The following is a 15,424-nucleotide window of genomic DNA, read 5'->3' on the forward strand; positions in this document are numbered from 1 at the left end:
CGCGCGCGCGTTACTGCTGCGCCCACGCCAACCTCACGTGATACACGTTACTTCGCGTTCACCGACTCGCGCGCGTTCGCCGAAGCAACCGCCGTCATGTTGATGATCCGGCGCACGGTCGCGGCCGGCGTCAGGATATGCACCGGCTTTTCCGCACCCAGCAGGAACGGCCCGACCGTCACACCCTCGCCGCCCACGACCTTCAGCAGGTTGTATGCGATGTTCGCCGCTTCGACGTTCGGCATGATCAGCAGATTCGCTTCGCCGGCGAGCGTCGTGCCCGGGAACGCGGCCTTGCGGACCGTCTCCGACAGCGCCGCGTCGCCGTGCATTTCACCGTCGATTTCGAGCGACGGCGCGCGTTGCGTGATCAGCTTGCGCGCCGCGGCCATGCGCTGCGACGACGACGACGGCGCGCTGCCGAAGTTCGAATTCGACAGCAGCGCGACCTTCGGCGTAATGCCGAACTTCTCGATTTCGCGCGTGGCGAGCATCGTCATGTCGGCAAGCTGCTCGGCGGTCGGCACTTCGTTCACGTACGTGTCGCAGATGAACAGGTTACGGCCCGGCAGCATCAGCAGATTCATCGCGGCGAAGTTCTCGACGTCGTCGGCCTTGCCGAGCACCTGCTCGATGAAGTTCAGATGCGTGTGGTACTGGCCGATCATGCCGCAGATCATGCCGTCCGCTTCGCCAAGTCGCACGAGGATCGCGCCGATCAGCGTGTTGAACTTGCGCATCGCGGCCTTCGCGACGTCCGGCGTCACGCCTTCGCGCGCGCCGAGTTCGTGATACGCCTGCCAGCACTTGTGATAGCGCGGATCGTCTTCCGGATCGACGATCTCGACGTCTTCACCGCACTTGAGCTTCGAGCCCATCTTCTTCAGACGCATCTCGATCACCGACGGACGGCCGACCAGGATCGGCTTGGCGATCTTTTCGAGCAGCACGAACTGCGCGGCGCGCAGCACGCGCTCGTCTTCGCCTTCCGCGAACACGATGCGCGCCGGTGCCGACTTCGCCGCCGCGAACACCGGCCGCATCACCATGCCCGAGCGATAGACGGTCGCGCCGAGCTGTTCGCGGTACGCATCCATGTCCTGGATCGGGCGGGTCGCGACGCCCGAATCCATTGCGGCCTGCGCGACGGCCGGCGCGATCTTGATGATCAGGCGCGGATCGAACGGCTTCGGAATCAGGTATTCGGGACCGAATTCGAGCGAGTGGCCTTCGTAGGCCTTCGCGACTTCATCGCCCTGGTCGGTTTCCTCGGCCAGTTCGGCAATCGCGCGCACGCACGCGAGCTTCATTTCTTCGGTGATCGTCGTCGCGCCGACGTCGAGCGCGCCGCGGAAGATGAACGGGAAACACAGCACGTTGTTGACCTGGTTCGGATAGTCCGAGCGGCCGGTCGCGATGATGCAGTCCGGGCGCACCTTGCGCGCTTCTTCTGGACGGATTTCCGGCTCGGGGTTCGCGAGTGCGAGAATCAGCGGCTGCGAGCCCATTTCGGCGACCATCTCCGGCTTCAGCACGCCGGCGCTCGAGCAGCCGAGGAACACGTCGGCGCCGCGGATTGCATCGGCGAGCGAGCGCGCTTCGGTGTGCGCCGCATAGCGCTCCTTCGACGGATCGAGGTTGCCGCGCCCTTCGTAGATCACACCCTTCGAGTCGGCGACGAGAATGTTCTGCTTCGACAGACCGAGATTGACGAGCAGATCCAGACACGCAATGGCCGCCGCGCCCGCGCCCGAACAGACCAGCTTCACTTCGTCGAGCCTCTTGCCGACCACCTTGAGGCCGTTCAGGATCGCCGCCGACGCGATGATCGCGGTGCCGTGCTGATCGTCGTGGAAGACCGGAATCTTCATACGTTCGCGCAGCTTCTTCTCGATGTAGAAGCACTCGGGCGCCTTGATGTCCTCGAGGTTGATGCCGCCCAGCGTGGGCTCGAGCATCGCGATCGCCTCGACGAGCTTGTCCGGATCGGATTCGCTCAGCTCGATGTCGAACACGTCGATGTCCGCGAACTTCTTGAACAGACACCCCTTGCCTTCCATCACCGGCTTCGCGGCAAGCGGGCCGATGTTGCCGAGGCCGAGCACCGCGGTGCCGTTCGTGATCACGCCGACCAGGTTGCCGCGCGACGTGTACTTCTGCGCGTCGAGCGGTTCCTCGTGAATTGCCATACAGGCTGCCGCCACACCCGGCGAATACGCGAGCGACAAATCCAGCTGGTTCGACAGCGCCTTGGTAGGCGTCACCGAAATCTTGCCAGGTTTCGGATTCTGGTGATATGCGAGAGCGCTTTGCTTGAGTTGTTCGTCCATTTCTAGGCCTGCGAAACGTAAGTGATTGGGCCCGGCGACACACATCGTTGCAGCGCTTTCATCTGTCGGACGGATAGACGACCGAGGCGGTTTTCGCACGCGCCCGGTCAGGCGCGACGGCTTACCTCGACGAAGACGGGACGATGTGGAGTGCTTCGCGGGTCGATTAGTGTACACCCCGGACGTGTCGATGCACTGAGTGGTTAACAGGACTCGCCATTAGCGAAACAGGCGCTCAGGACGCTGCGTCGCCACGACCCGGCCATGCTTTTCCGCCACGCGGCGGGGCGCCATGCGGGCCGCATGGTCCACGCATTCGCAGTATTCGAAGCGATTGAAGGACGCGCTTCGTCGACGCGGTCAGTCGAGTTCGGCGCCGCGTCGCTCAGGAATCAGAAACAGGGTCGCGAGGATGTCGAGCAGGTAAATCGACGCCAGTAGCGCGAGCGCCACGCCGAACGAGTAGCGCGCCGCCAGCGCGCCCACGACGACCGGCCCAAAGCCGCCCACTGCGCGACCCGCGTTGAACAGCACGTTTTGCGCGGTGGCGCGCGCATCGGTTGGATAGAGCTCCGAAATCAGCGCGCCGTAGCCGCCGATCATGCCGTTGACGAACACCCCCATCGCCGCGCCGCCGATCAGCAACGCCATCGGCGTCGTCAGTTGCGCATAGACGAACACCATGACGACGGCGCCCGCCTGGTAGAACAGGAACGTCGGCTTGCGACCGAAGCGGTCGGCGGCGATGCCGAATAGCCAGATGCCGGCCGCCATGCCGAGAATCGTCGCGGCGGTCCACAGCCCCGATTTGGTCAGCGAGTAGCCGAAGGTCTTCGACAGATAGCTGGGTAGCCAGATCATCAGCCCGTAATAGCCGAAGTTCTGCACCGAGCACAGGATCGTGACGCCGAGGCTCGCGCGCGTCGTGCGTCCATCGACGAACAGCAGTTTCAGCGGCAGCTTGCGCATGCCGCGCGCGACGCGTTGGTTGAAAATCGCCGGCTCCTCGACGCGGCGCCGCACGAAGAACGACACGACCGCCGGCAGCAGCCCGAGCGCGAACATGCCGCGCCAGCCGATCACCGGCAGCAGCAGCGGCGTCAGCAACGCGGCCGCCAGCACGCCAAGCTGCCAGCCGAGCCCGACATACGACGACACCCGCGCCCGCTGCGACGCCGGCCACGCTTCGGCGACCAGCGTCATACCGATGCCGAATTCGCCGCCCAGCCCGATCCCGGCGATGGTCCGATAGATCAGCAGGTCCGTGTAGCCTTGCGCGAGCGCGCACAGGCCGGTGAACACCGCGAAGATCAGGATCGTCCACGTCAGCATGCGCACGCGGCCGAAATAATCGCTGAGCACGCCGAAGAGCACGCCGCCCGCCACCGCACCGATGAGCGTCCATGTGACCAGCGCACCGGCCTGCGAGGAACTCAGATGCAGGTCGGCGGCGATCACCGGCAGCATGAAGCCGAGAATCAGCAGATCGAAGCCGTCCATCGCATAGCCCAGCACCGACGCAAGCAGCGCGCGGCCCGCATAGCCCGGTTCGACGGCGGAGCGGGTTTCGGTGGCGGAGGCGGAGGCGGGTGGAGCGGCGTTCATTGAAAGCATTCCGTAGGTCTGAAGGCGGCTGCGTGGGAAGCGCCCCGGGAAAGTCGCGTGAGTGTAAAGGCGGCCTCACCCGGTCACAAGACGATGCGCGCGCCAAAGCGCCCGCCGGCTGCGCCGCCGCGCACGACGGCCTCCTCGGTGCGACCCATTTCAGGTAAAATAGCGGCCCACGCGCGCAGCAAAAGCCGGTCCGTGCTCTTCCCCCGGCCGCGTATCCCGCCCAGCATGGCGCGGCATACCCCGCTTGCTGCGCCACCGGGCCCAGCGCCCGCTTCTCCCCCGCTCACTCCGAAGGATCCGCCCATGACAGGCTTCGATCGCCAGACGATCTCCGACACCACCGCCAAGATGCTGCTCGAAGTGCAAGCAGTGCATTTCAATGCGGAGAAACCGTATATTTTCACGTCCGGCTGGGCGAGCCCGGTGTACATCGACTGCCGCAAGCTGATCTCGTATCCGCGTGTGCGCCGCGGCCTGATGGAAATGGCCGAAGCGACGATCCTGCGCGACGTCGGCTATGAGCAGATCGACGCGGTCGCCGGCGGCGAAACCGCGGGCATCCCGTTCGCGGCATGGCTGTCCGACCGCCTGATGGTGCCGATGCAGTACGTGCGCAAGAAGCCGAAGGGTTTCGGCCGCAACGCGCAGATCGAAGGTCTGCTGACCGAAGGCCAGCGCGTGTTGCTCGTCGAAGACCTGACGACCGACAGCCGCAGCAAGATCAACTTCATCAACGCGCTGCGCACCGCCGGCGCGACGGTGAACCACTGCTTCGTGCTGTTCCACTACAACATCTTCAAGGAAAGCGTGTCGGTGCTGAAAGACATCGACGTCGATCTGCACGCGCTCGCCACGTGGTGGGACGTGCTGCGCGTCGCGAAGCAGAACAACTACTTCGACACGAAGACGATCGACGAAGTGGAAAAATTCCTGCACGCGCCGGCCGAGTGGTCCGCTGCACATGGCGGTGCGACGTCTACGCCGCAATAAGGCCATCGCGCTAAGGCAGTGACAATAAAAACGTAGCCGCTTTATGCGGATTGAATGAAAAAGCCGCCTGTTTCGCAACAGGCAGCTTTTTTTATCGCCGATTGTTTATCGCCGATTACCCGGCGGACGAAACGAGGCCCGATATCAGGACTGGTTCGCGATGTCCTTACTCGAGTTCGACGAAAGATTCAGCAAACCATTGCTCTGCGCATACTGGAATAGTTGGGAGTCGCGATCGATTCCGAGCTTGCGCATGGCCGCGTTTTTTTGTGTGCTGATCGTCTTGATGCTGCGATTCAAACGCTCCGATATTTCCTTGATCGTCATACCCGATACGAACAGGCGCACGACTTCGAGTTCGCGCCGCGACAGCTTCGAGTCGTCGCGCTTGCCGGCTGAATTGACCCGCAACCCATCGAGCACCGCCTTCACCGACGGACTCATATAGGTCATGCGACGGCCCACGTGTTGTACCGCAAGCGCAATATGGCTGAGATCGTCCGATTTGTTCACGACCGACGTCACGCCAAGTTCCTTGAGCCGTTTGAGCAATGCGGCGTTCTCGAGCATGGTGAGCACCACGATCGGCAGATTCGGGAAATTGCGGCGCAAATAGTCGATGAGTTGCAAGCCGTCGCCGTACTGACCGCCCGGCATGGCCAGGTCGGTGACGAGCACGTCGCATTCGGTGGATTGCAACATTTTGATAAGTTCAGTCGACTGCCTTGCGCGCCCAACGACTTGCATACCGGGAAATTTGAGCAGCGCATTTTCAGCGCCAAACAGAATAACCGGATGATCGTCTGCCATCACGACCCTGAGTGAAACTTGCATCGTCCTCCTCTGGACGGATAAACCGGTCTCCACAACTTCTAACACTGCTTTTGACGCTCGCTATTTAAACGAGTCAAATGCAGTAAGGGTCGCGCGACAACCCCCTTACTATAGCTGATTTCCTGTCTGCGAATTCCGCGGGAGGCGAACATATTGCGTCGCAGAGCTAATCAGCGCTGATGTTAGACTTGATTCAACCTTGGGGCACAATTCAGGACAACGACAGTCGCGAGGACCCGCGCCTCGCGCCCTTACAGGAGAACCGGCATATGCGCGTGCGTTGCCTGGTTGTTTCGCTGGCTTCATCTTGGCGGCATCGATCGCTCGCCGTCGGCGCGATGCTCGCGCTATTCGCAGCGCATAGTGCCGGTGCGCGGGCCGACGAGCCGTTCACGCTGACGAGCGCGAGCGTGCGCGCGGGCGGCACCGTGCAGAATGCGCAGGTATTCGATCGGAACGACTGCAAGGGCGGCAACCGTTCACCGCAGCTCTCATGGCGCGACGCGCCGGCCGGTACGCGCGGCTTCGCGATCACGATGTTCGACGAGGACGCGCCGGGGCGCGGCTGGTGGCACTGGGCGGTCGCGGGCATCCCCGCCACGGTCGACAGCCTGCCCGAGAATGCGAGCTCGTCCGGTTTCCTGGGCAAGCTCGGCGCGGTCGAAGCGCGCAACGACTTCGATACCGACGGCTATGGCGGCCCGTGCCCGCCGCCCGGCAAACCGCATCGCTATATCATCACCGTGTACGCGCTGAACTCGGCCGATCTGCGTCTCGCGCAAGGACGTCCCGCGTTGATGTTCGATCACGAGATCGGCACGGCCGCGATCGGCAGCGCGCGGCTGGTGGTCAATTACGGGCGCTAGTGGCGGCCGTCGCGGTCGTGATGGGGCGCCGCCGCGCCGCATCGCCTGGCTTGCGCCGTTCGCCTTCCCGATCGCTTTGCTGGAGCACTTCATGTCGAAGATCGTCATCGTTTATCACAGCGGCTACGGCCACACGAAGAAGGTCGCCGAAGCCGTGCTCGCGGGCGCGCTGGAAGCCGGTGCGCAGGCAAAGATGATGCCGGTCGGCGACCTCGACGACGCCTCGTGGGACGAACTCGCCGCCGCCGACGCGCTGATCTTCGGCGCGCCGACTTATATGGGCGGCCCGTCGGCCGACTTCAAGAAGTTCGCCGACGCCAGTTCGAAACCGTGGTTCGCGCAGGCGTGGAAAGACAAGATCGCAGCCGGCTTCACGAACTCGGCGACAATGAACGGCGACAAGTTCTCGACTATCCAGTACTTCGTCACGCTGGCGATGCAGCACAGCATGATCTGGGCCGGCACCGGCATGATGCCGTCGAACACGAAGGCCGCGACGCGCAACGATCTGAACTTCGTCGGCGGCTTTACCGGACTGCTTACGCAATCGGCGGCCGATGCGTCGCCCGACGAAGCGCCGCCGCCGGGCGATCTCGAAACCGCGCGCCTGTTCGGCGCGCGCATTGCGGGCGTCACCGCGCGCTGGATCGCGCCGCGCGGGTAGCGCCGCGCGGCTAATGGCTGAACGGCGCCGAAACGACGTCGCGGCTCATCTGCGGTTCATCTTCGGTCATCAGCCCGCATTCGCCGCGCAACGGGTCACGCCGACGTCACGTTGTGCGCGCATCGTCGTTTTTTCGCGCTGCACCGCACGGTCGCGGCGATGACGTCTTAGAATAACGTTCCGGCGCGGCGTCGCGCCCCGTTTCCAGCGAGTGAGATCGAGATGAGCACGAAAGTTTTTGTCGACGGACAGGAAGGCACGACCGGCCTGAAAATTTTTGAATACCTGTCGCAGCGCGCCGACGTCGAAATCCTGCGTATCGAAGAAGCGAAGCGCAAGGACCTGGACGAGCGCCGTCGTCTCATCAACGCGTCGGACGTCACGTTCCTGTGTCTGCCCGATGTCGCCTCGCGCGAGTCGGCCTCGCTCGTCGAGAACGACCGCACGGTGCTGATCGACGCGAGCACCGCGTTCCGCACCTCGCCCGACTGGGCCTACGGTCTGCCCGAGCTGGCTCGCTCGCAGCGCGAGCGCCTGCGCACCGCCAAACGCATCGCCGTGCCGGGCTGCCACGCCTCGGCATTCGTGCTCGCGATGCGCCCGCTCGTCGAAGGCGGCGTCGTCGCGCCCGAGTTCGCCGCGCACGCCTATTCGATCACTGGCTACAGCGGCGGCGGCAAGAAGATGATTGCGGACTACGAAGCCGGCGGCAACGACAGACTCAAGAGCCCGCGCCCGTACGCGCTCGGCCTCACGCACAAGCACCTGCCGGAAATGGCCACGCATACGGGCCTGAAGTCGGCGCCGATCTTCACGCCGATCGTCGGCGACTTCTACAAGGGCCTCGCGGTCACCACGTACTTCTCGCCGGGCCAGCTCGCGAAGAAGACGACGCCGCAGGACGTCCAGGCTCAGTTCGCCGAATACTACGCGGGCGAAGCGTTCGTGCACGTCGCGCCATTCAACGCCGACGCGAGTCTCGACAACGGCTTCTTCGACGTGCAGGCGAACAACGACACCAACCGCGTCGACCTGTTCGTGTTCGGCAACGAAGAGCGCTTCGTGACCGTCGCGCGGCTGGACAATCTCGGTAAGGGCGCGTCGGGTGCGGCGATCCAGTGCATGAATCTCGCGATCGGCGCGGCCGAAGACACCGGTTTGAAACGCTAGGCGAGTCGACCCGCATCGGCGGTGCCACGAAAAAAGCCGGTCTTTGCAGACCGGTTTTTTTGTTTTAAAGCCCGCTCATTAAAATTGATACAAAACATTTCTGCCTGGTAGCCTCGCCGCCATACTCGCCGCCGGTGCGGGCAAGCCGGGGCTGACGCAGGTGTCGGCGAAGGCGTCGTCATCGTGGGCGCCGGTGTTCAACGCGGGCCTTGCGTACCACATCACCGAGCACTGGGGGCTCGTTGCGTCGGTCACGTATATCCCGCTGAAGACGACGTCGTCGGTCATCATCAAGGCGGCCGATGGGACGGAGCTTGGCGTGTCGAAGGCGGATCTGAGCGCAAACCCGATCATTTCCTTCCTGGCCGTGTCGTATAAGTTCTGAATTTGATTTTCCGCGGTCGCGGCGCCGCTTTGAGCGCGCGGCGAATTCCGGGCAAAAAAAAGCCCACCTAGGTTGGCGGGCTGAATCCATATCAGAGGAGACATGGAGGAGACAAGACGAACTATAGCAGACCGCTTGGTGCGTTGCAACATGCAAATTAGGGTTGACCCTCAATGTTGCAGACATACAACGGTCACATGGGTACGGCTCAGTTTTCCCTTGTCTGCCGACACGCGCGGTGCTTAGTGCCTCACCAGCGCCATCATCGCGCCGAAACCGACGAACACACCGCCCGTCAGCCGGTTGAACATCCGCGCGACGCTGCGGCTCTTCAACCTGGCGCCGATGCGCGTGCCAAAACCCGCATACACCAGATACCAGCTGACCTCGATCGACGCGAACGTCGCGAGCAGTACGCCGAACTGCGGCAACTTCGGCTGGGTTGCATCGATGAATTGCGGCAGCAGCGCGGCCGCGAACAGGATCGCCTTCGGATTGCTGCTCGCGACCAGAAAGCCGTTGCGAAATAGCGCGAAGCGCGAGCGCGCGGGCCGGGCTGTCAGGTCGTCGACGTTGTGCGCGGCGGTTTCGTCGGCCGGCGCGCGCCATGCCTTGATGCCCAGATATACGAGGTAGGCCGCGCCGATCATGCGCAGTGCGTTGAACATGGTCGGCCATGCCGCCAGAAACACGCCGAGCCCCGCCGCCGAGACCGCCAGCATCAGCACCAGCGCCGACAGACAACCGGCCATCGTCGCGCTCGCGCGACGCAGGCCGTGCTGGGCGCCGTGCGTCATCACGAGCAGCATGTTGGGACCGGGAATCGCGGAAACGACGAAAACGGTGGCGGCGAACAGCCACCAGGTATGCAGAGTCATCGAAATCGGGTGTAGGGGGATCGGGCGGCTATTATGCCTTGCCGCCCAGCGCGACTGATGCGGCCACGCTGCGTCGATCGCTCGCGTCCGGCGATCAACAGCGCCGTCAGCGGCCGGCCCGGCGCGTCGCGACCTGACCCAGCACCGCGAAATCCTTCTCGCCGTCGCCGTGCGCGATCGCCTCGATCAGGCTGTCGCGAACCACGCTCGCGACCGGCATCGGCGTCGTGACCGCATCGGCGGCGGCGAGCGCGAGGCGCACGTCCTTCAGTCCCAGACGCGCCTTGAACAGCGCCGGCTCGAAGCGCTGCTCGGCGATCAGCTTGCCGTAGCCCGAGTACACCGGTCCCGGAAACAGGCCGCTCGTGATCACGTCGAGGAAGTCCTGCATCGCGAGGCCGTGGCCCGTCACGAGCGCGGCCGCTTCGCCGAGCGTCTCGATCGCCGCGCCGAGCATGAAGTTCGCGGCCAGCTTCATCACGTTCGCCTGCTGCGGCAGCGAGCCGATGCGCCAGGTCTTCTGGCCGAGCGCGTCGAAAATCGGCTGGATCCGGTCGATCGATTCGGCCGGGCCGCCGGCGACGATCGTCAGCTTGCCCGCGGCCGCGACGTCGGGTCGCCCGAGCACCGGTGCGGCGACGTAATGCACGCCGCGCGACGCGTGCGCGGTCGCCAGTTCCTCGGCGAGCGCCACGGAAATCGTCGCCATATTCGCGTGGATCAGCCCGCGCGGCGCATGTTCGAGCAACGACGCGGTGATGACTTCGCGCAGCGCGGCATCGTCGGCGAGCATCGAGAACACGGCGTCGCCCGCAAACGCTTCAGCCGGCGTCGCGACGACTTGCGCGCCCAGTCCGGCCAGCGGCTGAGCCTTTTCCGGTGAGCGGTTCCACACGCGCACCTGGTGCCCGGCTTTCAGAATGTTTGCAACCATCGCGGCGCCCATCTCGCCGAGACCGATAAAACCGATGTCCATCTATCGCTCCGTCTTCTAAAGAACCCGAAGTAGAGCACACTCATGCGACAAGCGCAGGACAACGCGCAACCCGAGCGGTGCGATACTGCAGGCATGGTCACCGCGACATTCCGCTTCTACGAGGAGCTGAACGACTTCATCGCCCGGCCGCTGCGCCGGCGCGCGTTCACCTGCGTCTGCGCGCGCGGCGCAACGACCAAGCACATGATCGAAGTGCTCGGTGTGCCGCATACCGAGGTCGAGCTGATACTGGTGAACGGCGACTCGGTCGGTTTCGATCATCCGCTCGCCGACGGCGACCGCGTCGCGGTCTATCCGAAATTCGAGGCGCTCGACATCCAGCCGCTGCTGCGCGTGCGCGAGCGCCCGTTGCGCGTGATGCGCTTCATCGCCGATGCGCATCTCGGCGGCCTCGCGCCGCTTCTGCGGCTTGCGGGCTTCGATACGCTGTACGACAACCACTTTCCCGACGCCGATATCGAGGCGCTCGCCGCCGCGCAGCAGCGCATCGTGCTGACGCGCGACCGCGAGCTGCTCAAACGCCGCAACATCACGCATGGCTGCTACGTGCGCGCGCTGCGGCCGCGCGAGCAGTTGCGCGAAGTGTTCGAGCGGCTCGACCTCGCGCGCAGCGCGCAACCGTTTCGGCTATGCCTCGTATGCAACGCGCCGCTGCGACGCATCGCACGCGAGGAAGCCGGCCCGCGCGTGCCGCACGGCGTGCTGCAGCGGCACAGCCGCTTCGTGACCTGCGATGTATGCGGACGCGTGTTCTGGGAAGGCACGCATTGGCAGAGGATGCGCGCGTTGATGGACAGCGTCTTCGCCGGCGCACCGGACCGCGTCGGCTGACGCCCCGCGCTTGCGTACAATGCGGGTTGATCTATTTGGCAGAGGCCTTTCCGATGATGAAAAAAACCGACCTTGAAAAGAACAAGGCGCTGAAACTGGGCAACGCGATGAAACAGGCGACCGCGAACCGCGGCGGCAAGAACGCGGCGACCGAGCCGAAGATCGACCGGCGCGAGCAGCGCAAGCTCGATCAGGCGCAAGGCCTCGTCCCGTTTGCGTGCAAGCTCAACGGCGAGCTGGTGGAGGAGCTGAAAACGCGCGCCGCCAGTCATCCGGACGGCCTGAACGGGCTGCTGGATGAAGTGATCCGGCGCGGGCTCGCGGGCTGATCTTCCCGCGCAATATCCGCCGCAACAGCAAAAAGGCCAGAGCTCGCGCTCTGGCCTTTTTGCTGGCAACGCATCTGCCGCCACCGGCTGCACCGACCGGCAAACGGTGCGGCGCAGCGCTATGTCGCGCCCAACGAGCGCGCGTTGGCTTAGTTCTGCACGCCCTTGTCGTTCGTGCCTGCTGCCGAAGCTGCGGCGGAAACGTGTGCCTTCTTGCCGTGGGTCTTCAGCTGCTTGATGTGGTGCTTCTTCGGTGCGCTTGCTGCTTCCATAGCAGCGGCATCCGATGCCTGCGCGAAAGCCTGAACGGAAACGAGTGCGATCGAAGCGGCTGCGAGCGAGACGATAACTTTTTTCATGTGTTGATCCCCAAACCAGACGACTGAGTCAATGTGAATGAATACAGCTGCACGGTAGAGCGGCTGGACTTCGAGGTGCCTTGTGCTCCCCGCGGGAGAGTATTACCCAAGCGTAGGCGGTTTGTCATGCGCAAAACTCGATATGTATTTTCCGGGAGACAGCCTGCTTTCAGCGTGCTTTCATCTACCTGCAAGGCGCACCAAGGACCCTGCCAGGTCCCCGTGAAGCCGCTGCCCGCGCGCCTCGCCGACCGCTTCGCGGCGCTCAAACCAGGTTCCGCAGCAGGCTCGCGGTCTCCTGCAGCGCCGGCAAAACGCGGTGCAGCGCGGCGTTCGCCGACTCCTCGCCGATCGGCATGCTAACGCTGATCGCCGCGACCACCGTACCGTGCCGGTCGCGCAGCGGGACCGCGACGCCGCGCACACCGATCTCGAGCTGCTGGTCGGTGACCACGTAGCCGTTGCGGCGGATTTCGCCAAGCACTTCTCTGAGCCGTTCGACGGTCGAATAGGTGTACGGCGTGAAAACCTTGATCGGATACGACGCGAGCCACGGGTCGATGCTGTCGGGCGGCTGGAACGCGAGCAGCACGAGCCCCGCCGACGATAACGGCGCCGGCGCGCGCGAGCCGGTCACGAAGCCGACCGCCAGCGCCCGATTCACGCCGTTGCGCGCGACGTAGACGACGTCGTGTTCGTCGAGGATCGCGACCAGCGCGGTTTCCTGCACGGTCGCGGTGATCCGCTGCAGGAACGGTTGCACCATGCGCGGCAGCCGCGCCGAATCGAGGTAAGACTGGCCGAGCCGCAGCACGCGTGGCGCGAGCCAGAACAGCTTGCCGTCTGTGTCGACGTAGCCGAGCTCGCGCAGCGTCAGCAGATAGCGGCGCGCAGCCGTGCGCGACAGGCCGGCGCGCGCGGCGACCATCGTTGGCGTCATGCGCGCGTGCTCTTCGTCGAATGCTTCGATGATCGCGAGCGCCTTCGCGGCGCCCGCGATCCAGTCCTTGTCGTCCATGTCGTTTGCTCGTGGAAGGAGCGGGGGATCGCGGTCCGGTCCGCAAGTCGCTTGATCACCGCGATCCGCAGGCCGGCGACCGCACGGCCGTTGCGCGATTATCGCGCGACTCGCGGGGTTTGCCTGCCCGGCGCGCGACGCCCGCGTATCATGTGAGCGATTCCTTACCGGCTGAGCACCGCGTGGCGCGCCTGCGCGGCTTCCCAGCGCGATCCCAAGACAAATCAGAAGAAATCTTGAATCCCGATACCCGCCAACACCTGCGCGCGAACGTGCTGATGCTGATCGCCGCGATGATCTGGGGCTCCGCGTTCGTCGCACAGCGACTGAGCCTCGATACGATCGGCCCGTTCCTGTTTACCGGCTTGCGCTTTCTGCTCGGCGCGCTCGTCGTGCTGACGATGATCGTCTGCGTGCGCCGCGCGGCGCTCGCCGAGCTGACGAAGCGCGCGCCCGGCGGAGCCCGCGAACTGCTTGGCGCGGGCGGGCTGCTCGGCGTCGTGCTGGCCGTGTCGATCTCGCTGCAGCAGATCGGCCTGCAGTACACGAAGATCGCGAACGCGGGCTTCATCAGTTCGCTGTATGTGGTGATCGTGCCGCTGCTTGGCGTGCTGTTTCGCCACCGGACTGGCCTCGGTACGTGGCTTGGCGCGCTACTGGCGGCCGTTGGCATGTACTTCCTGAGCGTCGACGAGCACTTTTCAATGCTGTACGGCGACTGGTATCAGCTCGCCGGGGCGCTGGTGATTTCCGCGCAGATGATGCTGGTCGGCCGCTTCGCGGCGCGCCACGACACGCTGATGCTCGCACTCGCGCAGTTCGTGACCTGTGGGCTCGTGTGTCTGTCGATCGGCCTTGCCGTCGAACCCTTTAGCGCCGCGATAATTGCGCGAGCCGCGCCGACGATCGCGTACGGCGGTGCGTTATCGGTGGGCGTCGCGTATACGATCCAGGTGGTCGCGCAGCGCTACGCGGCGCCCTCGCATGCGGCGGTGATTTTCAGCATGGAAGGCGTGTTCGCGGCGTTTGCGGGCTGGCTCGTCCTCGGCGAAACGCTGACGACTCGCGCGTTGTTCGGCTCTGCGCTGATGCTCGCGGGATTGATCGTGTGTCAGATACTGCCGGGCTGGAAACGCGCCCGGCAGCGTGCGCCGCAGGTGATGTGATTTACAGCGTTATAAAACGATTCGACGCCAACGCTCGGTGCGCGATGCGCGCCGACAGGCGTCCTGCCCCTTCGCCCAACTATGCCGCGCGCGGATGAGCGAATGGGCTCGGCGTATCGGCGGTTGGCGGAAACACGCACCAGCAGCCGTCGTCGTGGCGAAAGAAGAACAAACCCCGCCCGCCTTGTTCCGGGGACGTCTCCACCCGCACATAGCGCCGCCCGCCCGCACGTGTGCGGCTGAACTCCGTCACGTGAACCGGCTCGGCCGGCGATGGCGAAAGCCACTTCTCGACCAGAAACCGCAACGACTGTTCGCTCGCGGCTCTCATGATCTGCTCCGGAACAGCTTGTCGCGCTGCCCATCGCGCGTGGACTCGGGACTGTCGTCGTCGCGAGCGGCGTCGCCGTTCTCGGCGGCCTCGGCGGCTGCCAGCGCCATCATTCGACTGGTCGCGACCGCGCGCAACGAGCTGCAATGGGCCGCATGTCGAAGGTCCGACAGAAGACGGACTAGCTGTCGTGCTGATCTGCGTTTCATACATCCCCCGCACTGCACCAGAAACCTCACAAAGCACTTTAACTCTATGCCGGATTGTTCGCTGGGCAAATGGTTTTGACTAAATAGCAACAGTTGCGCTTGCAATAAGAAGGCGTGCAATCTTCGTACCGAGCTATCAATGTGCGCGTTCGGTGGGCGGAAATCTGTGCGTTGGCGAGCCCTTCGCGTCGCGCGAAGCGTCGATGCGGGAGCAACGGGAAGTGTCGGTCGGAGGCGTGGTTATCCACAGCGACCTCTGAATAACTTCGGGATACCGCGACGAACAGCCTGTGCGCGAAATCTTGATAAAGATCAGGGTCGGCTAACGGTGTTCGAACTTATCCCAGTTATGTAGTTTTTCTACCGACGTGTTCCGCAGGGTTATAGGTTTCGCATGATGTTGAAGCGGCGCGACATTTGCGACTTATCCACAGAATCGGTTAACCCTTGTTA

General features: G+C 64.1%; 15 protein-coding genes and 1 pseudogene. 8 read left to right on the forward strand and 8 right to left on the reverse strand.

From position 1 onward, the window contains the following. Window positions 1–47: 47 nt before the first annotated feature. A complete protein-coding gene (locus HDG33_RS24575) occupies window positions 48–2,330 on the reverse strand; it encodes an NADP-dependent malic enzyme (RefSeq protein ID WP_184034690.1) in 2,283 nt (760 codons plus the stop codon). A 360-nt stretch (window positions 2,331–2,690) separates the two neighbouring features. Then, a complete protein-coding gene (locus HDG33_RS24580) occupies window positions 2,691–3,935 on the reverse strand; it encodes an MFS transporter (RefSeq protein ID WP_184034693.1) in 1,245 nt (414 codons plus the stop codon). A gap of 312 nt (window positions 3,936–4,247) precedes the next feature. On the opposite strand from HDG33_RS24580, the gene HDG33_RS24585 reads away from it, so the two are divergent. After that, window positions 4,248–4,934 (forward strand): orotate phosphoribosyltransferase, encoded by a 687-nt coding sequence (locus HDG33_RS24585; protein ID WP_018418686.1) that lies wholly within the window; start codon window positions 4,248–4,250, stop codon window positions 4,932–4,934. Window positions 4,935–5,078: 144 nt separating this feature from the next. On the opposite strand, the gene HDG33_RS24590 is transcribed toward HDG33_RS24585, so the two are convergent. Beyond that, a complete protein-coding gene (locus tag HDG33_RS24590; RefSeq protein WP_184034696.1) occupies window positions 5,079–5,768 on the reverse strand; it encodes a response regulator in 690 nt (229 codons plus the stop codon). Between the two features lie 269 nt (window positions 5,769–6,037). Between HDG33_RS24590 and HDG33_RS24595 the strand changes: the two genes are divergently transcribed. The 4 genes and pseudogenes from HDG33_RS24595 to HDG33_RS24610 all read left to right on the forward strand — a co-directional run. Next, window positions 6,038–6,634, forward strand: coding sequence for a YbhB/YbcL family Raf kinase inhibitor-like protein (locus tag HDG33_RS24595; protein ID WP_184035061.1), 597 nt, complete (start codon window positions 6,038–6,040; stop codon window positions 6,632–6,634). Window positions 6,635–6,725: 91 nt separating this feature from the next. Next, window positions 6,726–7,298 (forward strand): flavodoxin family protein, encoded by a 573-nt coding sequence (locus tag HDG33_RS24600; protein WP_026225500.1) that lies wholly within the window; start codon window positions 6,726–6,728, stop codon window positions 7,296–7,298. A 222-nt stretch (window positions 7,299–7,520) separates the two neighbouring features. Further along, window positions 7,521–8,468 carry an N-acetyl-gamma-glutamyl-phosphate reductase gene (argC, locus tag HDG33_RS24605; RefSeq protein ID WP_184034699.1) on the forward strand — a complete coding sequence of 316 codons (948 nt, stop codon included), beginning with the start codon at window positions 7,521–7,523 and terminating at the stop codon, window positions 8,466–8,468. Window positions 8,469–8,577: 109 nt separating this feature from the next. Next, a pseudogene (locus HDG33_RS24610) lies at window positions 8,578–8,853 on the forward strand (OmpW family outer membrane protein); the annotation flags it as partial. A gap of 242 nt (window positions 8,854–9,095) precedes the next feature. Here the strand turns inward: HDG33_RS24610 and HDG33_RS24615 are convergent. Both HDG33_RS24615 and HDG33_RS24620 read right to left on the reverse strand, forming a co-directional pair. Beyond that, window positions 9,096–9,731, reverse strand: coding sequence for a LysE family translocator (locus tag HDG33_RS24615; RefSeq protein ID WP_184034702.1), 636 nt, complete (start codon window positions 9,729–9,731; stop codon window positions 9,096–9,098). A 106-nt stretch (window positions 9,732–9,837) separates the two neighbouring features. Next, entirely contained in the window at window positions 9,838–10,707 is an 870-nt protein-coding gene (locus HDG33_RS24620; RefSeq protein WP_184034705.1) for an NAD(P)-dependent oxidoreductase, read from the reverse strand. A 93-nt stretch (window positions 10,708–10,800) separates the two neighbouring features. Here HDG33_RS24620 and HDG33_RS24625 point away from each other — a divergent pair, with 93 nt between their 5' ends. Both HDG33_RS24625 and HDG33_RS24630 read left to right on the forward strand, forming a co-directional pair. Beyond that, window positions 10,801–11,559, forward strand: a complete 759-nt coding sequence (locus HDG33_RS24625; RefSeq protein WP_184035063.1) for a Mut7-C RNAse domain-containing protein — start codon at window positions 10,801–10,803, stop codon at window positions 11,557–11,559. A 53-nt stretch (window positions 11,560–11,612) separates the two neighbouring features. Beyond that, the gene (locus tag HDG33_RS24630) at window positions 11,613–11,888 is read left to right on the forward strand and encodes a hypothetical protein (protein WP_018418694.1); all 276 of its coding nucleotides are present in this window, start codon (window positions 11,613–11,615) and stop codon (window positions 11,886–11,888) included. A gap of 149 nt (window positions 11,889–12,037) precedes the next feature. On the opposite strand, the gene HDG33_RS24635 is transcribed toward HDG33_RS24630, so the two are convergent. Both HDG33_RS24635 and HDG33_RS24640 read right to left on the reverse strand, forming a co-directional pair. Next, the gene (locus HDG33_RS24635) at window positions 12,038–12,247 is read right to left on the reverse strand and encodes a hypothetical protein (RefSeq protein WP_184034708.1); all 210 of its coding nucleotides are present in this window, start codon (window positions 12,245–12,247) and stop codon (window positions 12,038–12,040) included. Between the two features lie 265 nt (window positions 12,248–12,512). Beyond that, window positions 12,513–13,265, reverse strand: a complete 753-nt coding sequence (locus HDG33_RS24640) for an IclR family transcriptional regulator C-terminal domain-containing protein (protein ID WP_184034711.1) — start codon at window positions 13,263–13,265, stop codon at window positions 12,513–12,515. A gap of 236 nt (window positions 13,266–13,501) precedes the next feature. Here HDG33_RS24640 and HDG33_RS24645 point away from each other — a divergent pair, with 236 nt between their 5' ends. Then, window positions 13,502–14,431, forward strand: a complete 930-nt coding sequence (locus HDG33_RS24645) for a DMT family transporter (RefSeq protein ID WP_184034714.1) — start codon at window positions 13,502–13,504, stop codon at window positions 14,429–14,431. Between the two features lie 79 nt (window positions 14,432–14,510). Here the strand turns inward: HDG33_RS24645 and HDG33_RS24650 are convergent, their stop codons facing one another. Continuing rightward, window positions 14,511–14,762, reverse strand: coding sequence for a hypothetical protein (locus HDG33_RS24650; protein WP_184034717.1), 252 nt, complete (start codon window positions 14,760–14,762; stop codon window positions 14,511–14,513). Window positions 14,763–15,424: the final 662 nt, after the last annotated feature.

Origin of the sequence: Paraburkholderia sp. Cpub6 (genome assembly GCF_014201065.1) — a bacterium.
GTDB lineage: Bacteria > Pseudomonadota > Gammaproteobacteria > Burkholderiales > Burkholderiaceae > Paraburkholderia > Paraburkholderia tuberum.